This window comes from Sporosarcina sp. FSL K6-1508 (genome assembly GCF_038007465.1).
GTDB classification, from domain to species: Bacteria; Bacillota; Bacilli; order Bacillales_A; family Planococcaceae; genus Sporosarcina; species Sporosarcina psychrophila_B.
The window spans coordinates 4,415,449-4,433,295 of record NZ_JBBOXF010000001.1 but is presented as its reverse complement, the minus strand read 5'-3'; the positions used below and the strand labels follow the sequence as shown (position 1 = coordinate 4,433,295).

11 protein-coding genes, 1 tRNA gene and 2 pseudogenes are annotated in these 17,847 nt (G+C 42.2%); 11 read left to right on the top strand and 3 right to left on the bottom strand.

The window, feature by feature from the left end; translation table 11 throughout:
• Positions 1 to 471 precede the first annotated feature (471 nt).
• The 4 genes and pseudogenes from MKZ11_RS22640 to MKZ11_RS22625 all read left to right on the top strand — a co-directional run.
• Entirely contained in the window at positions 472 to 1,152 is a 681-nt protein-coding gene (locus tag MKZ11_RS22640; protein ID WP_340796601.1) for a response regulator transcription factor, read from the top strand.
• A 50-nt stretch (positions 1,153 to 1,202) separates the two neighbouring features.
• On the top strand, positions 1,203 to 2,900 hold the full coding sequence (locus MKZ11_RS22635; protein ID WP_340797094.1) for a sensor histidine kinase: 1,698 nt from the start codon (positions 1,203 to 1,205) through the stop codon (positions 2,898 to 2,900).
• Positions 2,893 to 3,789 carry a hypothetical protein gene (locus tag MKZ11_RS22630; RefSeq protein WP_340796599.1) on the top strand — a complete coding sequence of 299 codons (897 nt, stop codon included), beginning with the start codon at positions 2,893 to 2,895 and terminating at the stop codon, positions 3,787 to 3,789. Before MKZ11_RS22635 ends, MKZ11_RS22630 begins: the two co-directional genes overlap by 8 nt.
• 163 nt (positions 3,790 to 3,952) lie before the next feature.
• A pseudogene (locus MKZ11_RS22625) lies at positions 3,953 to 4,210 on the top strand (IS5/IS1182 family transposase); the annotation flags it as partial.
• Positions 4,211 to 4,453: 243 nt separating this feature from the next.
• Here the strand turns inward: MKZ11_RS22625 and MKZ11_RS22620 are convergent.
• Positions 4,454 to 4,526 (bottom strand) — tRNA-Val (locus MKZ11_RS22620).
• Positions 4,527 to 4,662: 136 nt separating this feature from the next.
• Between MKZ11_RS22620 and MKZ11_RS22615 the strand changes: the two are divergent.
• Positions 4,663 to 5,525: pseudogene (locus MKZ11_RS22615) on the top strand (DNA-3-methyladenine glycosylase family protein).
• A 128-nt stretch (positions 5,526 to 5,653) separates the two neighbouring features.
• On the opposite strand, the gene MKZ11_RS22610 reads toward MKZ11_RS22615, so the two are convergent.
• The gene (locus MKZ11_RS22610; protein WP_340796598.1) at positions 5,654 to 5,797 is read right to left on the bottom strand and encodes a hypothetical protein; all 144 of its coding nucleotides are present in this window, start codon (positions 5,795 to 5,797) and stop codon (positions 5,654 to 5,656) included.
• Positions 5,798 to 5,940: 143 nt separating this feature from the next.
• Between MKZ11_RS22610 and MKZ11_RS22605 the strand changes: the two genes are divergently transcribed.
• Positions 5,941 to 6,879, top strand: a complete 939-nt coding sequence (locus MKZ11_RS22605; protein ID WP_340796597.1) for a Gfo/Idh/MocA family protein — start codon at positions 5,941 to 5,943, stop codon at positions 6,877 to 6,879.
• A gap of 80 nt (positions 6,880 to 6,959) precedes the next feature.
• Positions 6,960 to 8,348 carry an aldehyde dehydrogenase gene (locus MKZ11_RS22600; RefSeq protein WP_340796596.1) on the top strand — a complete coding sequence of 463 codons (1,389 nt, stop codon included), beginning with the start codon at positions 6,960 to 6,962 and terminating at the stop codon, positions 8,346 to 8,348.
• 15 nt (positions 8,349 to 8,363) lie between these two features.
• Here the strand turns inward: MKZ11_RS22600 and MKZ11_RS22595 are convergent, their stop codons facing one another.
• Positions 8,364 to 9,935: a two-component system sensor histidine kinase NtrB gene (locus MKZ11_RS22595; protein WP_340796595.1), complete on the bottom strand. Its 1,572-nt coding sequence runs from the start codon at positions 9,933 to 9,935 to the stop codon at positions 8,364 to 8,366.
• A gap of 92 nt (positions 9,936 to 10,027) precedes the next feature.
• Between MKZ11_RS22595 and MKZ11_RS22590 the strand changes: the two genes are divergently transcribed.
• The 4 genes from MKZ11_RS22590 to MKZ11_RS22575 all read left to right on the top strand — a co-directional run bounded on the left by MKZ11_RS22590 (position 10,028) and on the right by MKZ11_RS22575 (position 17,563).
• Positions 10,028 to 11,080, top strand: a complete 1,053-nt coding sequence (locus MKZ11_RS22590; protein WP_340796594.1) for a M42 family metallopeptidase — start codon at positions 10,028 to 10,030, stop codon at positions 11,078 to 11,080.
• Positions 11,081 to 11,093: 13 nt separating this feature from the next.
• The gene (locus MKZ11_RS22585) at positions 11,094 to 12,584 is read left to right on the top strand and encodes a UDP-N-acetylmuramoyl-L-alanyl-D-glutamate--2,6-diaminopimelate ligase (protein WP_340796593.1); all 1,491 of its coding nucleotides are present in this window, start codon (positions 11,094 to 11,096) and stop codon (positions 12,582 to 12,584) included.
• Positions 12,585 to 12,791: 207 nt separating this feature from the next.
• Positions 12,792 to 14,366: a peptide chain release factor 3 gene (locus MKZ11_RS22580; RefSeq protein WP_340796592.1), complete on the top strand. Its 1,575-nt coding sequence runs from the start codon at positions 12,792 to 12,794 to the stop codon at positions 14,364 to 14,366.
• A 131-nt stretch (positions 14,367 to 14,497) separates the two neighbouring features.
• Positions 14,498 to 17,563 carry an efflux RND transporter permease subunit gene (locus tag MKZ11_RS22575; protein ID WP_340796591.1) on the top strand — a complete coding sequence of 1,022 codons (3,066 nt, stop codon included), beginning with the start codon at positions 14,498 to 14,500 and terminating at the stop codon, positions 17,561 to 17,563.
• Positions 17,564 to 17,847: the final 284 nt, after the last annotated feature.

The window sequence follows — 17,847 nt, the reverse complement described above, 5'->3', positions numbered from 1 at the left end:
TGGGGATTTTCTTTCACCAACGTCATTTATTGTACAACCAATAAAACACGCTTAGGAGAATTTCCTAAGCGTGTTTTATTTCTGCGAACAAGCGTGTCTATTGAGTGAACAGTGGTTCAAATAATATTTAGTGGGGTTTCTCAAGTTCTTTTTTGGTGTTACTAAAATCTAATTAAAAAGGCCCGTTTGGACGGTAAATATAAAAGATGAAAAATTACGTCTGTTGATTAATCATTACTACTAACACCTTCTCCAGTCTAAAGGTTTTATTAATTATAAGTAAACACCTATTTGTAATTGAGTCGAATAAGAAAAACCTTCTGAAATCCATAAAATGTACACACGATATACACAGGAGTACTCCATACTTGGTCTAGAAAGTACAATAAGGAGGTGTAGTGTACATGAAAATAGATGAGCATCCATGTCCATAGTTAAAGGACGACATGGATAGATGTGGAGGGTGAGGCAATGAAACGAAGAATATTGTTAGTTGAAGATGACATGCTTATGCGCGAGTTTATAACGGATTATTTCAAAAAGGAACAATGGGAAGTGTATGAAGCAGAGAACGGAAGAATTGCACTCGAGATGTTTGATCAAAATTCCATTGACCTGATTGTTCTGGACATTATGATGCCGGAAATGGATGGGTGGTCGGTATGCAGGCGCATTCGCAAGAAGTCGGACGTACCAATTATTATGATCACGGCAAGGGTGGAAGACGATGATCAATTGATGGGATTCGAGCTTGGTGCTGATGAATATGTGACGAAGCCTTTTAGTCCGAGAGTATTAGTAGCTCGTGCTACCGCATTGATGAAAAGAACGGAAGGGACGATTGGTCGTGAAGGAGATATGGTTACCTTTGGGGATTTAGTGGTGAACAGAATGGCTCATACTGTTTCCGTGGCGGGAAATACGATTTCTCTGTCGCCGAAGGAATACGATTTGCTTCTCTTTCTCATTAAGCACTATGGTAAAGTTTTATCCCGTGAGTATATTCTCAACGCTGTATGGGGGTATGATTATTTAGGTGACTTACGGACAGTAGATACCCACGTTAAAAAATTAAGAGCCAAACTTGGTGCCGAAGGCCGATATATAGGTACCGTCATCCGTGCAGGTTATAAATTTGAGTTGAAAACATGAGAAGGCAGGGGGTAGTCCTTAAACTTTTCGTGGTAACTTCTATTTTGATTATGATTGTTTTTTCAATTGTGATGATTGTAGAAGGTTTGTTTTTCGAGCGGTTTTATCGAATGTCCAAGATCAATGCAATTGAACAGAACATGAGCCGCTTCGAGGATCAATACAAACGGGTTGAATCCGATAAACACCAGATTTCACGACTGCTCGGCGCATTTATGAATGATAATGATACGAGTACTTCCATTTTAAATCATCGGTTTGAACGGACCAGCATAAATCCTTATTTTCTGGAGTTGCAAACAGCCAGTCAGACCATTACAATTCGTATACCCACGGATGGAATGGAGCAAGGTGCTATTCCGAATGGGATTCAAGTCGGCGAAACACTAGTGGTAGACGGTATATTCATGGACGAGGACGATACCATTATGCAACCAGTTGCCATCCAACCGGATAACGCAGATCCTGTAAAGGGGTTAACACGGGTGAAGGGGAAGATAAAGGATCTGATGCTACCTGAACAACGCTCGTATAACCCTCTTTATCAAGATACCCTGATCGATGAAGCTCTTCGGGACTGGATGCCGAAGCTGGAACAATATGAATCTCGTTTGCAAGATGGTTCGCCTGTTCAAGTGGACTGGATAGATAATTGGAGCGGTGTCCAATACGCTATTCTCATTAAATCACTATCAGAGAGTGAAAATACGGATCGTTATTTATTCGTCATGACATCTCTACAACCAGTTGGGGAAGCAGTCGCGATACTTAAGAAGTATTTTGTATATTTGGCGCCAGTCATTCTTATGCTTATCATTATTTTGTCTTTGATTTACTCCAGAATTGTATCCCGCCCGTTAGTTACACTAAACCGTGCTGCCGCGCGTCTTGCCAAGTTAGATTTTACCATGGGACCCGAAATTCATTCGAAAGATGAATTTGGTGAGTTGTCGCGTAATTTGAATGCGTTGTCTCAGAACTTAGATACGACCTTAAAGGAACTTACTAATATGAATGTGAAACTACAAGTGGAGATGGAAGAAAAGCAGCAATCCGAGCAACTTCGTAAAGAACTGATCGCGAACATATCGCATGAATTGAAAACCCCTTTAGGCATTGTGAAAGGTTTCGCAGAAGGGTTGCAGGATGGAGTAGCGAGCGACAAAAAAGATCGTTACCTGAATCACATCGTGAATGAAACAGATCGGATGAATGCATTAATAATGGATATGTTGGAGCTTTCCAAATTCGAAGTCAAGGCCATCCATTTAACGCTTAGAAGCGTATCCATGACAAACCTTGTTCAAAATGTAGTGGATTCGTTTTCTCATCAATTAGAGGAAAAGCATCTTCAATACAAGTTGAACAAAGTAGAAGAACTATTCGTAAAGGCAGATTTTAGACGGATCGAACAGGTCTTTTCAAATTTAATGAGCAATGCCATTCGACATGCTGTGGAGAAGAGTGTCATTTCCATTAGCATCGAGCGGGCATATTCCGGCAAGGTAGTCACGGTGATCGAGAACACTGGACTGCCCATTGCGAAGGACGATTTGAGCCGGGTGTGGGATCAATTCTACCGGATTGAGCGTTCTCGGGATCGTAAATCTGGAGGTACCGGTCTGGGACTCGCGATTGTCAAACATATCCTGGAGCTTCATGATAGCGAGTTTGGTGTGGAGAATACACATCAAGGCGTTGCATTTTCTTTTACCTTATATGAAAGCAGAGGAGAACCCCATGAATAACAAAAAATACAGCTATATCATTTCAGCTCTGTGCGTGCTTCTTTTGACTAGTGGTTGTGCCATGAAATCTGAGTCTGAAGCATCGGACACGCAGCTATCTGAAACCAATCAAGACAATACGACCAAAATAGAGGACGCTTCAGCGGATTCAAAGAATGAAATATTAATTATTATAGATCAGACTCAAAAACCGATAGAGGGAAATAGTTTTGATTTCGTAGTGAAACAGGTCCCGGAAGGATTCACGCTAGCCGAAATACAGTGGATTTCCAAGGATAATCTAATTGTAAATTCAGTTCAAGATGCTATTGAACATGGAGCTAATGGGGAAGATGGATTTTACATTAGTGGTGACGGACAATTCTCGGGTTTCATATATCCGGATGAGATGAAGGGCGAGGAAGGTCAGGTTGTATTTCTATTCAAAGATTCCGAAGGCAATGAGTTAACTTGGAAAAAGAAATTAACTTTGAGTCCGTCAGCAAATTCTCAGGAGGGGAGTAAGAATGAAAATGCCATTGAGATTCCGCAAGATACGTTAGAGCAATATATGCGGTCTATCGCTAATCAGGATGCTGCAAAGTTGGTCGAGTTATACGGCGGTAGTTACGAAGGACTCATAAACTTATTTCCTGAAACGGACCCTAATGACAAGCTGAAGTTATTTGATCAGTATCTGAAGCTGCTGCCTAAGATTACACTGAAAGAAATTCTTGAAAAGACCGTAGTAAGCAAGGACGAATATACATTCGTGATTACGTTAAAGTTGGAAGACGGAACCTTGTTCCATACGAGGGAGTTTGACACGATCACCGAAAAGTTTACTTACACAGTTAAACGAGTCGATGGCAAGCTGAAATTGATGGAACTACCTCCATACCAGTCTTAGTTAGATGGAAGTCATGAGACTGGCCGAGGAGTTTTCCAAGCAGCTAGGGACATATTCGAGCTTCCTGATAAGAAAATTAACGGAATCAATGAGCTTGGCTGAGGAGGAGCAGGTACATCCTTTGTAATGGAAACAGTTATTATTTCGAATTATATTCCATACAGAGGAGAACCTCCCAGTCTACGAAATGAAAAATGAAGACCAACTTGAAGTATCACTTAAAGTACTTCGTTCCTCTGTTCCAACTCAACTCAAATGGAGAATAAAGAAGAATAGTGAAGGAAAGAACTTATTTTGGTATGGATTCAAGTATCATCTCGCAGTTGGGACGAAAAGCCAGTACATCCTTCAATCTCTGTTTTGTTTCGGTAATCTTAATAACGAAAAAGCTACAATCCCACTATTAAAAGGTTGCAAAAGAAACTGCTTCCTTTTTTATTTAAACTAAAAAAAAAGGGGTTATTTAAAATGACAAACACTAATTTTACGAAGTTAGAAGAGATTAAAAATGCACTCAATGCCAAATTCTTTGAACGTGAGGAAGAAGTTGAGGGGATTCTTGTTGCTATACTTTAGAAAAAAAGACCTCCAAGCACAAGGCCTGAACGTCTTTTTTATAGAGAAACCTCTGTTCCTAAAGGTTTCCTGCGGGTTTGGCACCCAATGGTCCCGACTGGGCTCGAACCAGCGACCCCTACCTTGTCGAGGTAGTGCTCTCCCAGCTGAGCTACGGAACCGGGAATTAAATTGTGTATTTGTTTACTGCACATTTTCTATTATAGCGAGTTTGCAATAGAAGTCAACACTTTCTGTGGAAGTTTTATTAAAAAGAGTATAATAGGGAGCAAGACTACATAGTAGGGGGAGTTTCTCATCGACGTTCGATTTTCTTTGCCTTTCAAATATGACTTTAATCGTGCAATTGTCCGGTTGGCGGGAGACCCGGTGAATTCGGTAGATTTGCCAAATCAAATTGTGCGCATTCCGAGGGTGAAGGAAATATTATTACGCTCCAAAGTACAGGAACAAAACAACTTCCGGCATTTACAATAGAAAATGCAATTGATGAAATTCAAATTGAAAAGGTTAAATCAATCTTTCATTTTAATAAATCGCTTGAGGCCATCGAGGCACATTTTGCTGACACAGATCTTGAACCTCTTTTCAGTGAATATGAAGGGACTCCGCTTATTAAAAGTTTTTCAATGTATGGAACCCTTATGAAAAGTATTATTCACCAGCAGCTCAATTTGTCGTTCTCCCATACGTTAACCAAACGCTTTGTGGAATCATTTGGAGATCAACTAGATGGAGTCTGGCGTTATCCATCCCCTGAACGTATCGCATCGCTTGACGTCACTGCACTTCGGGATATGCAGTTCAGCACACGCAAGGCTGAATATGTCATCGGTCTGTCGCAAGCCATTGCAGAAGGTACGCTTGACCTTATACAGTTCGAACAAATGGATGATGAAGAAGTAACTTCAACACTTGTGGCCTACCGCGGTGTGGGTCCTTGGACTGCACAAGGTTTTCTCATGTTCGGCCTGGGGCGCCCGAATTTATTCCCGCTTGCAGATATTGGTTTGCAAAACGCATTGAAAAAGATCTGGACGATTGACCGCAAACCAACGCAAGATGAGATACTTGCTCGTTTTCCAGAATGGTCACCGTATTTAAGTTATGCCGCACTTTATCTGTGGCATAGTATTGAAGAAACGAATTCTTTGGAATAGTTTTCAACGTTTATGAAAACCGAGAAAAGTTCATATATAAAAACAGCTTTTCCATTTTAACCTCGTGGAAAAGCTGTTTTATGGTCCGTCGAATATCGGTGTCATTGACAAGCGGGTCAAGAGCAATATCAGTGTGCCAGCTCCTGCATTTGTTGTTCCTCATCAAAATAAAGGAAACTTTCCTCTTCTAGTTCTCCAAGACGCTCCTTATTAATGCCTAGCGAAAGATTACCTTCAAATATTGTTTCCCACCAAATGTCAGTTGTTGTCATGTCCATTTCCTCCTTTAGATTCTTTGTTGTTTGAACATTCTATTCCCTGCAATGCTATAATACAAAACATGAAAGACCGAAAAGGAATCGTAAGGCCTATCCTTTTTAATTTTAAAAATAATTGTGGGAAAGGGGATATAATAATGAAAAAAGCTACATTTGCCATCGTTGGTACGGGAATTGTCGGCGAACGGATTATTAACCAATTGCGGGACAATGATGCTGCAATAATTGTGGCGCTGTTTGATGAAAATAAACAGCGTCTTAACGAGATGGCGGATACATACGGACTATTTGCAGCATCCTCATATAAGGAAGTTCTTGCGCTCAAGCCAGACTGGATTTACATCGGCACTCCCCCAGTGGCACACGCTGCACTTAGCATAGAAGCGATTGAAAAAGGCTTGAATGTCCTGTGTGAAAAACCGCTGGCACATGATGCGAAAGACGGATTAGTCATGACGTCGGCTGCGAAGAACAGTGAAATTCAAACGGCCATGCATTTTCCGCTCATGTATAGTTCGTCCGTCAGACATATGATGAAACTTATTAAAGAAGGTGAAATTGGACAAATTGTTCGAATTGAACTGCAAACTTATTTCCCACATTGGCCGCGTCTATGGCAACAAAACCCGTGGATTGCTTTGCGAAAACAAGGTGGCTTTACAAGAGAAGTATTCCCGCATTATCTTCAGCTTATGTACAGGATGTTTGGTCAGCTTTCAATTACCTCGCACCAAACGGTTTATCCTGAAGATGAATCACTTGCGGAGACGAGTGTCCTTGCGATTGGAAAAACAGTAAATGACATTCCGGTCTTCTTGAACGGTGTTTCGGGAATCGGTCAACAAGAAGAACTGTCCTATACAGTATATGGAGATGAGGGTGTTCTGAAACTGCGCAATTGGTCGGAACTTAGCATTGCACAAAAAGACAGTCCTTTTGAGATATTGACTTCCTTCGATACAGTGAAAACGCTTACGGCTGAGTGTGTTAATGCAGTCGATGGTAAAGAAGCGCTACTCGTGTCATTTGATGAAGGACTTGAAATACAAAAGCTGATTGATCTTCTATTAACGTAGTTATGGGATAAAGTGCTAATTTTTGCATCTCGCGGCTATTCTAACTATGATTGAAGGTACAAAAGAATGGAGGGAATAACTTGAACTTTACTGCACAAGATGTGGAAACGATGATTGATTCCCAGCATGCATTTTACTTTTCAGGCGAAACAAGGAGCTATGCATTTCGTAAAGAGATGCTTTTGACATTAAAGGAAGCGATTAGCGCCAATGAAAAAGAAATCACGGAAGCGTTGCATAAGGATCTCCGCAAAAGTTCTTTTGAATCCTATGTGACGGAAATTGGTTTCGTTCTTTCAAGCATTTCCTATATGATCAAACATCTTGAAGAGTGGATGGAAGATGAAGCGGTGAAGACACCTGTTCATCTGCAACCAGCTAAAAGTTTCATTGTCCGAGAACCATATGGATCTGTATTGATCATTGGACCATTCAACTATCCGTTCCAACTTGTCATGGAGCCGCTTGTCGGGGCGATAGCGGGCGGCAATTGTGCAATTGTAAAACCATCCGAGACCTCTGCTCATACGGCTAATATTGTGAAAAAGATGCTGACGGAAATATTCCCGGCCGACTATATCCGTGTTGTAGAAGGGGAGCGCGAAGAGACAGATGTACTTATCCACGCTCCATTTGACTACATTTTCTTCACAGGCAGTGTAGCTGTTGGGAAAGTTATCATGAAAGCAGCAGCTGAACGGTTAACGCCAATAACACTTGAGCTTGGTGGAAAAAGCCCGGCACTTGTCGATCAAACAGCAGATATACAAAAGGCGGCTGAACGAATTGTCTGGGGAAAATTTGTTAATACAGGACAGACATGCGTTGCGCCGGATTATATACTCGTCCATCATTCCGTCAAAGAAAAACTTATCAAAGAAATGGTCATCTCTATCCGGAAATTTTATGGGAAAGATGTTTCCGAAAGTCCGGACTATGGCAGAATCGTCAGTGACAAACATTTCAATCGGCTGGTTGAAATAATTGAGAAAGACCGTGCACACGTGATTAGTGGAGGCTCTTCTGACCGTTCGGAACTGTTCATTGAACCAACATTGCTCGATAATGTTTCATGGAATAGCGCTTCTATGGAAGATGAAATTTTTGGTCCTGTCTTACCGATTTTGACGTATGACAATCTTGGAGAAGCGATTTATAGAATTCGTCAGTTGCCAAAACCTCTTGCGGCATATATGTTCACTGAAAATGAGCTAGCAGCGGATTATTTCATTGAAAACCTGCCGTTTGGTGGGGGATGCATTAATGATACAATTTCCCACGTAGGCAATGTCAATTTGCCTTTTGGCGGAGTTGGGTCTTCCGGCATGAGTGCATATCATGGCAAAGCAAGTTTTGATACGTTTACACACGCAAAGTCCATGATGAAAAAAAGTACGTCTATACCGATGAATCTTGCATTCCCACCATATGGTAATAAAATAAAAATAGTGAAACCGCTCATCCGATAATGGATGGCGGTTTTTTTAATGATTTATGGGTAATATAATCGTCGTTTCAGTTCCTATATTCTTCTTGCTGGTCACGGTTATCGTCCCGCCCTGATCGACAATAATCTTTTTTGTAATGAGCATCCCAAGCCCGGTGCCTTCGTTTTTCGTTGTATAAAATGGTTCGTATAGTTTTTCTAGCGTTTCTTGATTCATCCCCGGACCGTTGTCACGGATAATAATGGTAACCGTTTTGTCTTGAAAAGTGACAATGACGTTAATAATGCCATTTTTCAGGAGCGCCTCACATGCATTTTTAAAAAGATTTATGAAGACTTGTTTCAACCCATCCTCATTGCCACTTATCAATGAACAGTTTTTTTGAATCTGCACATCGCAGAAAATTGAGCGATTCTTAAATTCGGTTTCGAACATTGTTACTATGCCTCTAAGTAGGATTTCAATGTGAAACTCGGAGTAAGTTTTCAAATTCGGTTTTGATAGTGAAAGAAACTCGCTGACAATTAAATCAATGCGGTTTATTTCGCTGGACATGATTTCTGTGTAGGTCCGATATGGATTCGCTGGATCAGCGTTCATCATCTGGACGAAGCCATAAATCGATGTCATCGGATTTCTCACTTCGTGGGCGACGCCTGCTGCAATTGCACCAATTGCTTTTAGTTTTTCTGTATCGATTTCGAGCTGTTCGGTTTGTAATTTTAGTGTAATGTCACGTGCAATGAAGGACGTAGCCACTAATTTTTGTTCAGCATCATAGATAGGCGCTAATGTAAGTTCGGCGTCAAATACAGTCCCATCTTTCTTCATTTCCTTCGTCCGCAGAAAGTGATAGCTTTTCCCTTCCAAAACTTTCCGAGTTCTTTCTGCAGTTGTCACATCTTCAGAGCTCGGGTATAATCGCGGCGAGTGACCGATACATTCGGCTCGCTTCCAGCCATACATTCTTTCAAATGCCGGATTGATTGCGACAATATTCTGGTCGAGATCTAGTACGGCGATTGCGTCTTCTGTATGTTCAAAAAAGAGATCGAGATAGCCTTTTTTTGATGTGAGCAAAACATCCATCTTCTTTTTTTCCTTGAAGATATTGTTCCATTCAGGTGTGATTCTGAAAGTATATAGTAGGCAAAGGACCACTGCCAAGCTAAAAATGAAAGCTATATTGGGGAGTAATTGAGTTTCATCCACTGATTTATAAATTGGACTGAATAAGTAAAATAAAACAAACACTTCTATACCCGTGATGACCATAATCAGTATGTTTAACCAAGTGATATTGTAGATTGCGACTAAGGCGACAGGGAAGATAAGATAAAATAAGTTTACTATATCAGGATTTACTAAGTTTGAAATAAATATATATAAAAAGTACCCAATTATTAGAGGGATTCGAAAAGTAAGAGAATTCATACCCGATTTATAAAGGGCAATCAGCACAGTAATGATGAACAATCCGATAAGGGCTGAAATCATTGCGCTATAAAAACCTAAAAAAAGTGACGTGAGAAGATGTACGGTGACGCTAGGAGCAAAAAAAAGTATAATAAACATATTGCGTGAATGGACGATTGTCGAATCTTTCATTAGGCACCTCATAACATTACTTTATACTTATCATACATGATTCGACATTGGGATTGAATTACATATTTTGACGCGAGAGAGGGGAAATAGAAATGACGACAACATTTGATGAAAAACGTATTGTTGAACTACTAAAAAGGCTTGTGGAGACACCAAGTCCATCAGGTTATACGGAAAAAGTGATGGGGCTGATAGCGGAGGAACTCGATGAAATTGGGGTAACTCATAAGAAAACAAACAAAGGGGCAATCATCGCAACGATTGAAGGGGCAGATTCAACGCGCCATCGCCTGCTTACAGCGCATACCGATACGCTTGGGGCGATGGTGAAAGAAGTTAAGAGCGATGGTCGCTTGAAGTTGACAATGATTGGCGGCTTCAATTGGAACGCGGTTGAAGGAGAATACTGCCTCATTCATACGGCGTCAGGGAAAGAAGTTCGTGGAACAATCCTTATGCACCAGACTACTGTTCATGTTTATAAAAACGCTGGGACTGCAGAACGAAGCGCGGTAAATATCGAAGTTCGTATTGATGAGAAAGTAACCGATGCAGCTGGAACTCGTGCACTAGGTATTGAAGTGGGGGATTTTGTATCATTTGATCCGCGTTTTGAAGCGACGGACAGCGGTTTCATTAAGTCGCGTCATCTTGATGATAAAGCGAGTACCGCGCTGTTGCTTGGTCTGATTCGTTCATTGAAAGAAGAAGGGGTTAAACTTCCGCATACGACGCATTTCTATATATCTAACAATGAAGAAATTGGTTATGGTGGTAACTCTAATATTCCAGTTGAAACTGTTGAGTATATCGCGGTCGATATGGGAGCGATTGGTGACGGGCAAACTTCTGATGAATACACAGTATCTATTTGCGCGAAAGATTCAAGTGGGCCATATCATTATGCGTTGACACAACATTTGACGGGCCTTTGCAAAGAAGGTAACATTCCGTTCAAACTTGATATTTACCCGTTTTACGGTTCGGATGCATCAGCTGCAATTCGAGCGGGCTTTGACGTGAAACATGCATTATTTGGTCCAGGCATCGAATCATCACATGCATTGGAACGGACACATATCGATTCGCTAAAAGCATCAGCACAACTGCTTCACGCATACGTAACTTCATCAATGATGGACTGAACGGAGGGTATTAATGGAAACGGAAAAGTTGCTTTCAATGTTGCCAGTTAAGCAGGTAACAGGAGTTGTTCCGCCGACTGTGACGGATATCGCGGTTGATTCGCGCGCTGTAAATGCAGGAGGAGTCTTTGTCTGCATTGAAGGATTTACAGTGGACGGCCATAATTATGTTAAAAAAGCAGTGGATAATGGAGCGAGGGTTATTGTGGCTTCTAAGCAAGTCGAAGTAGATCTGACTAAAGTTGCTGTCGTTATGGTTGAAAATACGTCACGGGCTATAAGCTTGTTGGCGTCCCGTTTTTACGATTATCCATCGAAGCGGATGACGATGATCGGTGTGACGGGGACGAACGGCAAGACAAGCGTCAGTGGTATTATACAGGCGATTCTTCAGCAAGCTGGTGAGAAGTCTGCCGTTACTGGGACAATCGGTTTTGATTTGGACGGAACGCTTTACGAGACGGAAAACACTACGGCGGATGTACTGACGACACAAGGGATGATTGCCCGTGCAGCGGAAGAAGGATGCACAACAATGACAATGGAAGTATCTTCACATGGTCTCGTGGAAGGTCGCCTCGCAGGCACGGAATTCGATATCGCCATTTTCACGAATTTAACGCATGATCATCTCGATTATCACGGGACAATGGACAATTATGGTCAGGCAAAAGGGCTGTTGTTCTCCCAGCTTGGACAAGACTTGGAGAAGCGCAAATTTGCCGTTGTCAATGCAGACGATGAATGGAGCTACAAGCTGCTGGAAATGACTTCCTATCCAGTTCTGACATACGGTATCCGAAATGAAGCCGTTTTTCGTGGATCGAATATTGAGCTACGGGCAAATGGTACGACATTCAGGCTTACCGCACCCGATGGTGAATTCAGGGTTGACATGAGCCTTATTGGTGAATTCAGTGTCTATAATGCACTCGCGGTTATCGCTGCTTTGTATGCCAAAGGTATGATGACTGAAGATATTATTAACTATCTAGGGAAGATTTCAGCTGTCAAAGGGCGAATGGAACAAGTGCCGACCGAATTGCCGATAACAATGTATGTCGATTATGCACATTCACCTGATGCCATCGAAAAAGCTATCGATGCAGTCCTACCTTATAAAAAGGAAGGTAGCCGTTTGATATTTGTCATTGGCACCGGGGGCAACCGAGACCGGATAAAGCGTCCGATTATGGCGGAAAAAGCATCCGTTGCTGATTACGTCGTACTCACGACTGACGATCCGCGGGACGAGCCATACGACTCAATATTGGCGGAATTAGAAGCAGGCATGAAACATGATCAGTATGCGTGTATTGGCGACCGGCAAGAAGCGGTCCGTCATGCAGTATCAATTGCGGACCATGACGACATCATTATATTCGCAGGTAAAGGTCATGAAGATTACCAAATTATCGGTTCAGTGAAATACCCGCATTCAGATGCCGAAATAGCTCTGGAAGAAGCCGAAAAAAAATTCGGTACAGGGTTGGTTGAAAAATAAGTAAAGACGGAGCTATCCTGATTTTGGGATGGCTCTTTTTTTGAATAAAGTAGGAAATAGCAACTTGGGATTCCGTCGGTGTCGTGGGATTTCCCAATTCTGTCAGACAGCCCCGCCTATACTTCGTACATTCCGATAAAAAATTGTTGAAATCATCCTCCATTGTGTCTATGCTAAGAAAAGCAGAACAGAAGGAGACACTATACAATGGACAAGCCTTTAAATGAAGAAATTGCATCTCGCCGTACATTTGCAATCATATCCCACCCGGATGCCGGGAAAACGACAATTACAGAAAAACTCCTATACTTTGGCGGTGCAATCCGCGATGCAGGAACAGTAAAAGGGAAGAAGACCGGGAAATTCGCCACTTCAGACTGGATGGAAATCGAGAAACAAAGGGGAATTTCGGTCACATCTTCCGTCATGCAATTCGACTACGATGGCAATCGTGTCAATATTCTAGATACACCCGGACACGAAGACTTCAGTGAAGACACATACCGTACACTTATGGCGGTTGACGCTGCGGTCATGATGGTTGACTCTGCAAAAGGAATCGAGCCGCAGACGATTAAACTATTCAAAGTGTGTCGTATGCGCGGAATCCCAATTTTCACCTTCATCAATAAAATGGACCGTCAAGGGAAAGAACCACTTGAATTAATGGAAGAATTGGAAGAAGTGCTTGGCATCCAGTCCTACGCAATGAACTGGCCAATCGGAATGGGTAAAGAATTCCTTGGTATTTACGATCGTTTTAATAACCGTATCGAACAGGTTCGAGTGGAAGATGACAAACGTTTTCTGGCGTTAGATGAAGACGGTGGTCTTGCAGTGCCGCATCCAATGATGGAAACATCTTACTATAAGCAGGCTCTTGAAGACGTTCTTCTTTTAAACGAAGCAGGCAACGACTTTGATGAAGAGAAAATTGCAATAGGGGAACTGACACCTGTATTTTTCGGCAGTGCGCTGACGAATTTCGGTGTCCAGACATTTTTAGAAACATTTTTACAGTTTTCACCGCCTCCGCAACCGCGGATCACTAAAGATAAAACTGAAATTGATCCCTATTCGGAAGAGTTTTCAGGGTTTATCTTTAAGATTCAGGCGAATATGAATCCGATGCACCGTGATCGTATCGCTTTCGTTCGTATTGTTTCGGGTAAATTTGAACGCGGGATGACCGTAACGGTTCCGCGCATTTCGAGAACATTTAAACTTACACAGACAACGCAGTTTCTTGCAGATGATCGTGAAATAGTAGATGAAGCGGTTGCCGGGGATATAATCGGGCTTCATGATACAGGGAACTACCAAATTGGGGATACAGTAATCGGCGGTAAATCAAACTTCCTATTTGATGCACTTCCGCAATTCACACCGGAGCTCTTCGTTCGGGTAACTGCGAAAAACGTTATGAAATCCAAACATTTCCATAAAGGGATTTTACAACTTGTGCAAGAAGGAGCAATACAGTATTATCGGACGCTTCATACTGAGGATGTATTGCTTGGAGCAGTTGGTCAGCTTCAATTTGAAGTTTTTGAACACCGCATGAAGAATGAATATAACGTTGAAGTGCGTATGGAGCACGTCGGTTCAAAAGTTGCTCGCTGGATTGTAAATGAAAGTGATGTGAAGGAATCAATGGCAGGACAACGTGCTATGCTCGTAAAAGACCGTCATGACAAACTCGTATTTCTGTTTGAAAACGACTTCGCGATGCGCTGGTTCCATGATAAGTATCCTGAAATCGAGCTATACAGTCTTTTATAAACCTTAAGCCCGGCAGGACGGACCATCCGTCTCGCCGGGTTTTTTTATCGAAAGGCGCTCTGGTTTGAAGTCAACCCCATCTTTCATTATGATTAATGGAATGAAGCTCGTGGGAAGAAAGGAATGTATACATGAAAATCAGTGATTTTTCTATAAAAAGACCTGTCTTTACGGTTGTGATTATGTTTCTAATTATCATTTTAGGAGCAGTGTCATTTTTTCGTATTCCAGTAACGCTCATTCCTGAGCTGAACCCGCCAATTGCTGTCGTGGTGACAAGTTATCCGGGTGCTTCACCTGCAGAGGTGAGCGAGAAAATAACAAAACCGCTCGAAGCAACCTTATCGACTTCACCAGGATTGAAATCAATGGAATCCACTTCTCAGGAAGGGGCTAACTTCATCTTGCTCATGTTCGACTGGTCGACGAAAATCGATGATGTCCAGCTCGATATTATGCAGAGGATTGATCAGATTCCAGTTCCAGAAGGTGCAGATAACCCGCGATTCATGAAATTTGATCCTTCCCAGTTCCCGGTTATCCAATTATCATTGCGTGCAACAACGGAAGATACTGATATCCGGAAAATTGCAGAGCAACTGGAGACTGAATTACGGAGGACGACAGGCGTAGCAAGCGTTTCCGTTTCGGGTCAACTGATAGAAGAAGTTCAAATTATTCTGGATCAGAAAAAACTTGTAGCGAACGGGCTTGAACAAGCTGATATCGTCCAGATGATCCAGGCCAATAATTTGTCCATGCCTGGTGAACCGATAGAAACGAAAGACGGCAAGCAACTCACAACCCGTATCGTCAGTACATTGACGACTATATCTGATATTCGGGGCATCCAGGTTGGTGCGAGCCCACTGAACGGCGCTAAAGTAACGATTGGCGATGTTGCGGATGTAGCGCTTGTTGAAGCTGAGTCTGCCACGGAAACGCGTGCTAATGACCAGCAGGCTGTTCTAATGTCTGTGTTGCAAGAATCTGGGGCAAACACAGCGGATGTATCAACTGCATTCAAAGAATCGCTCGACAACCTTTTGAAAAAAGAAGAATTTAAAGGTGTCGAATCCGATATTCTATTTGACCAGGGAGACTATGTAAAGCTTGCTATCGGGAATATTGGCCAGTCACTTATTTTAGGTGGTATTTTTGCCATGCTTGTTTTGTTCTTCTTCCTAAGGGGCATAAAAAGCCCAATCATTATCGGTGTTGCAATTCCCTATTCGGTAATCGTCACATTTGTCCTTATGTATTTTGCGGATTTCTCGCTTAATATTATGACACTTGGTGCCCTTGCGCTTGGTATAGGAATGTTAGTTGATAATTCGATTGTTGTGATTGAAAATATTGAGCGGCATCTAGCTATGGGCAAAGAACCGAAAGTTGCGGCCTCTGAAGGTTCGAAGGAAATCGGTGGTGCTATTATTGCGTCAACTTTAACCACACTTGCCGTATTTGTTCCTGTAATTTTCATCAGCGGACTGATTGGACAGATTTTTACTGAATTTGCCTTGACGATTTCCTTTAGCTTATTTGCGTCACTTGTCGTTGCGTTGACGGTGGTGCCAATGATGGCGAGTCGTATGCTCAGAAAACCAACGAGAAATATAGAGGCACGGAGACGCCGATCAAAAGGTTTAAATAATTTTGAAAGATCGGTGAAGTGGTCATTAAAAAATCGTTCTGTTGTGTTGCTATTTACACTGGTTGTGCTCGTATTAAGTAGCTTTGCTTTAACTAAAGTAGGGACAGAGTTTTTGCCCGCTACAGACGAGGGATTTGTTACGATTACAGTGAAGTTGCCGAATGGTTCATCTCCAGCAGCGACAGATGAAATAGTAAAACGAATCGAAGCGCAATTGAAAGAGGAGCGAGACGTGGAGGTATACGTCAGTCTAGTTGGCGGAACGCAACAGGACATCGCGCAAGGGACATCTAAAGCGAACATTGCAGAAATATCCGTGAAGCTAGTGCCAGTTGCGGATAGGGAACGCTCGATTTTTGAATTCGTAGACGATGTACAACCCGAAGTGTTGAATACTGTTGGGGAGGATGTAAAAGTCGGCTTCAATATGCAGACTGCGGCGGGTTCAAACCCGAACTCATTAACGTTTTCATTAAAAGATACCGATGAAGTGCGTCTTAATGATGTGGTTGCGAAGTTGAACAGTAAACTTGTTGAGCTTAATTCCGTAACAGAAGTGACTAATAATATCCAAAATACAGTTCAAGAAATCCAAATTGAAGTGGACCGTGAAAAAGCATCTGCCAAAGGATTAACACCTTATCAAATTGCACAGACAGTAAACAGCGTCACCCGCGGTTCATTAGCTACGCAGATTATTGGGAAAAATGAAGAAGTGTTCGCTGTCTATGTGAAATACGATGAACAATTCCGTAACAGTATGAATCAGTTGAAAAAACTGAAACTGCGTACGCCTGCTGGCACATTTGTGACACTCGGAGAAGTTGCAAAAATCGATATTGCAGAAGGACCTGTTTCTATCCAACGTGTCGATCAGGCACATTCGGTTACATTCAATTTGAAATATGAATCGTCTCAGTCACTTGGCGATATGACGTCGAAGGTGAATGCCGCGATTGATGAGCTTAAGTTGCCGGAAGAAATTGAACGTACATTTGGCGGTGATAGAGAGTTATTCGAAAGTGCGATCGATGACATGGTCATGGCGCTATTATTGGCTGTAGTACTTGTCTACATTGTTATGGCCGCACAATTTGAATCATTCAAATATCCATTTGTCATCATGTTCTCTGTGCCGCTTATGATTATTGGGGTAGGCTTAGGTCTATTTCTAACGAGTACCCCAATCAGTGTTACCGCGATAATCGGAATTCTCGTTCTTGTGGGGATTGTGGTCAACAATGGGATTGTGCTCGTCGATTATATTAATAAGCGGAAAGATGCGGGTCTCAGCTCTTATGATGCCATCATTGTCTCGGCCAAGGATCGGTTGCGACCAATTCTTATGACGGCAATGACAACCATTCTAGGCTTACTGCCCCTTGCGCTGGGTATCGGAGAGGGCACTGAAATGAATCAGCCGATGGGAATTGCAGTCATCGGCGGGTTAATTAGCTCAACCCTATTCACGCTGTATATTGTCCCCATCATTTATAGTCTATTTGATCGACAAACAAGAAAACGCGCAGTTGAGAGTAAATAATCAAAGAGCCTCCTTAATCAGGGAGGCTCTTTATTTACCGTGATAATGAAGAAATAAACTAAATATATCGTAGAACAATTGAATACGACATATGCGCTTTACAAGGGCTTTTGGGAGGCCACTGAAAAAGCCCCATACTTAGAATGAATTAAAATTCCTGCTAATATCGCTTCGGCGCTTTGTGGATGCCTCCCGCGATAAGCCGGAAAGAAGAGCGCTTTCAGTCTTATTGCTCCGGCTACCACGAAGTCGCGTCTTCGCTGGGTGGTCTATATGAGAAAGAG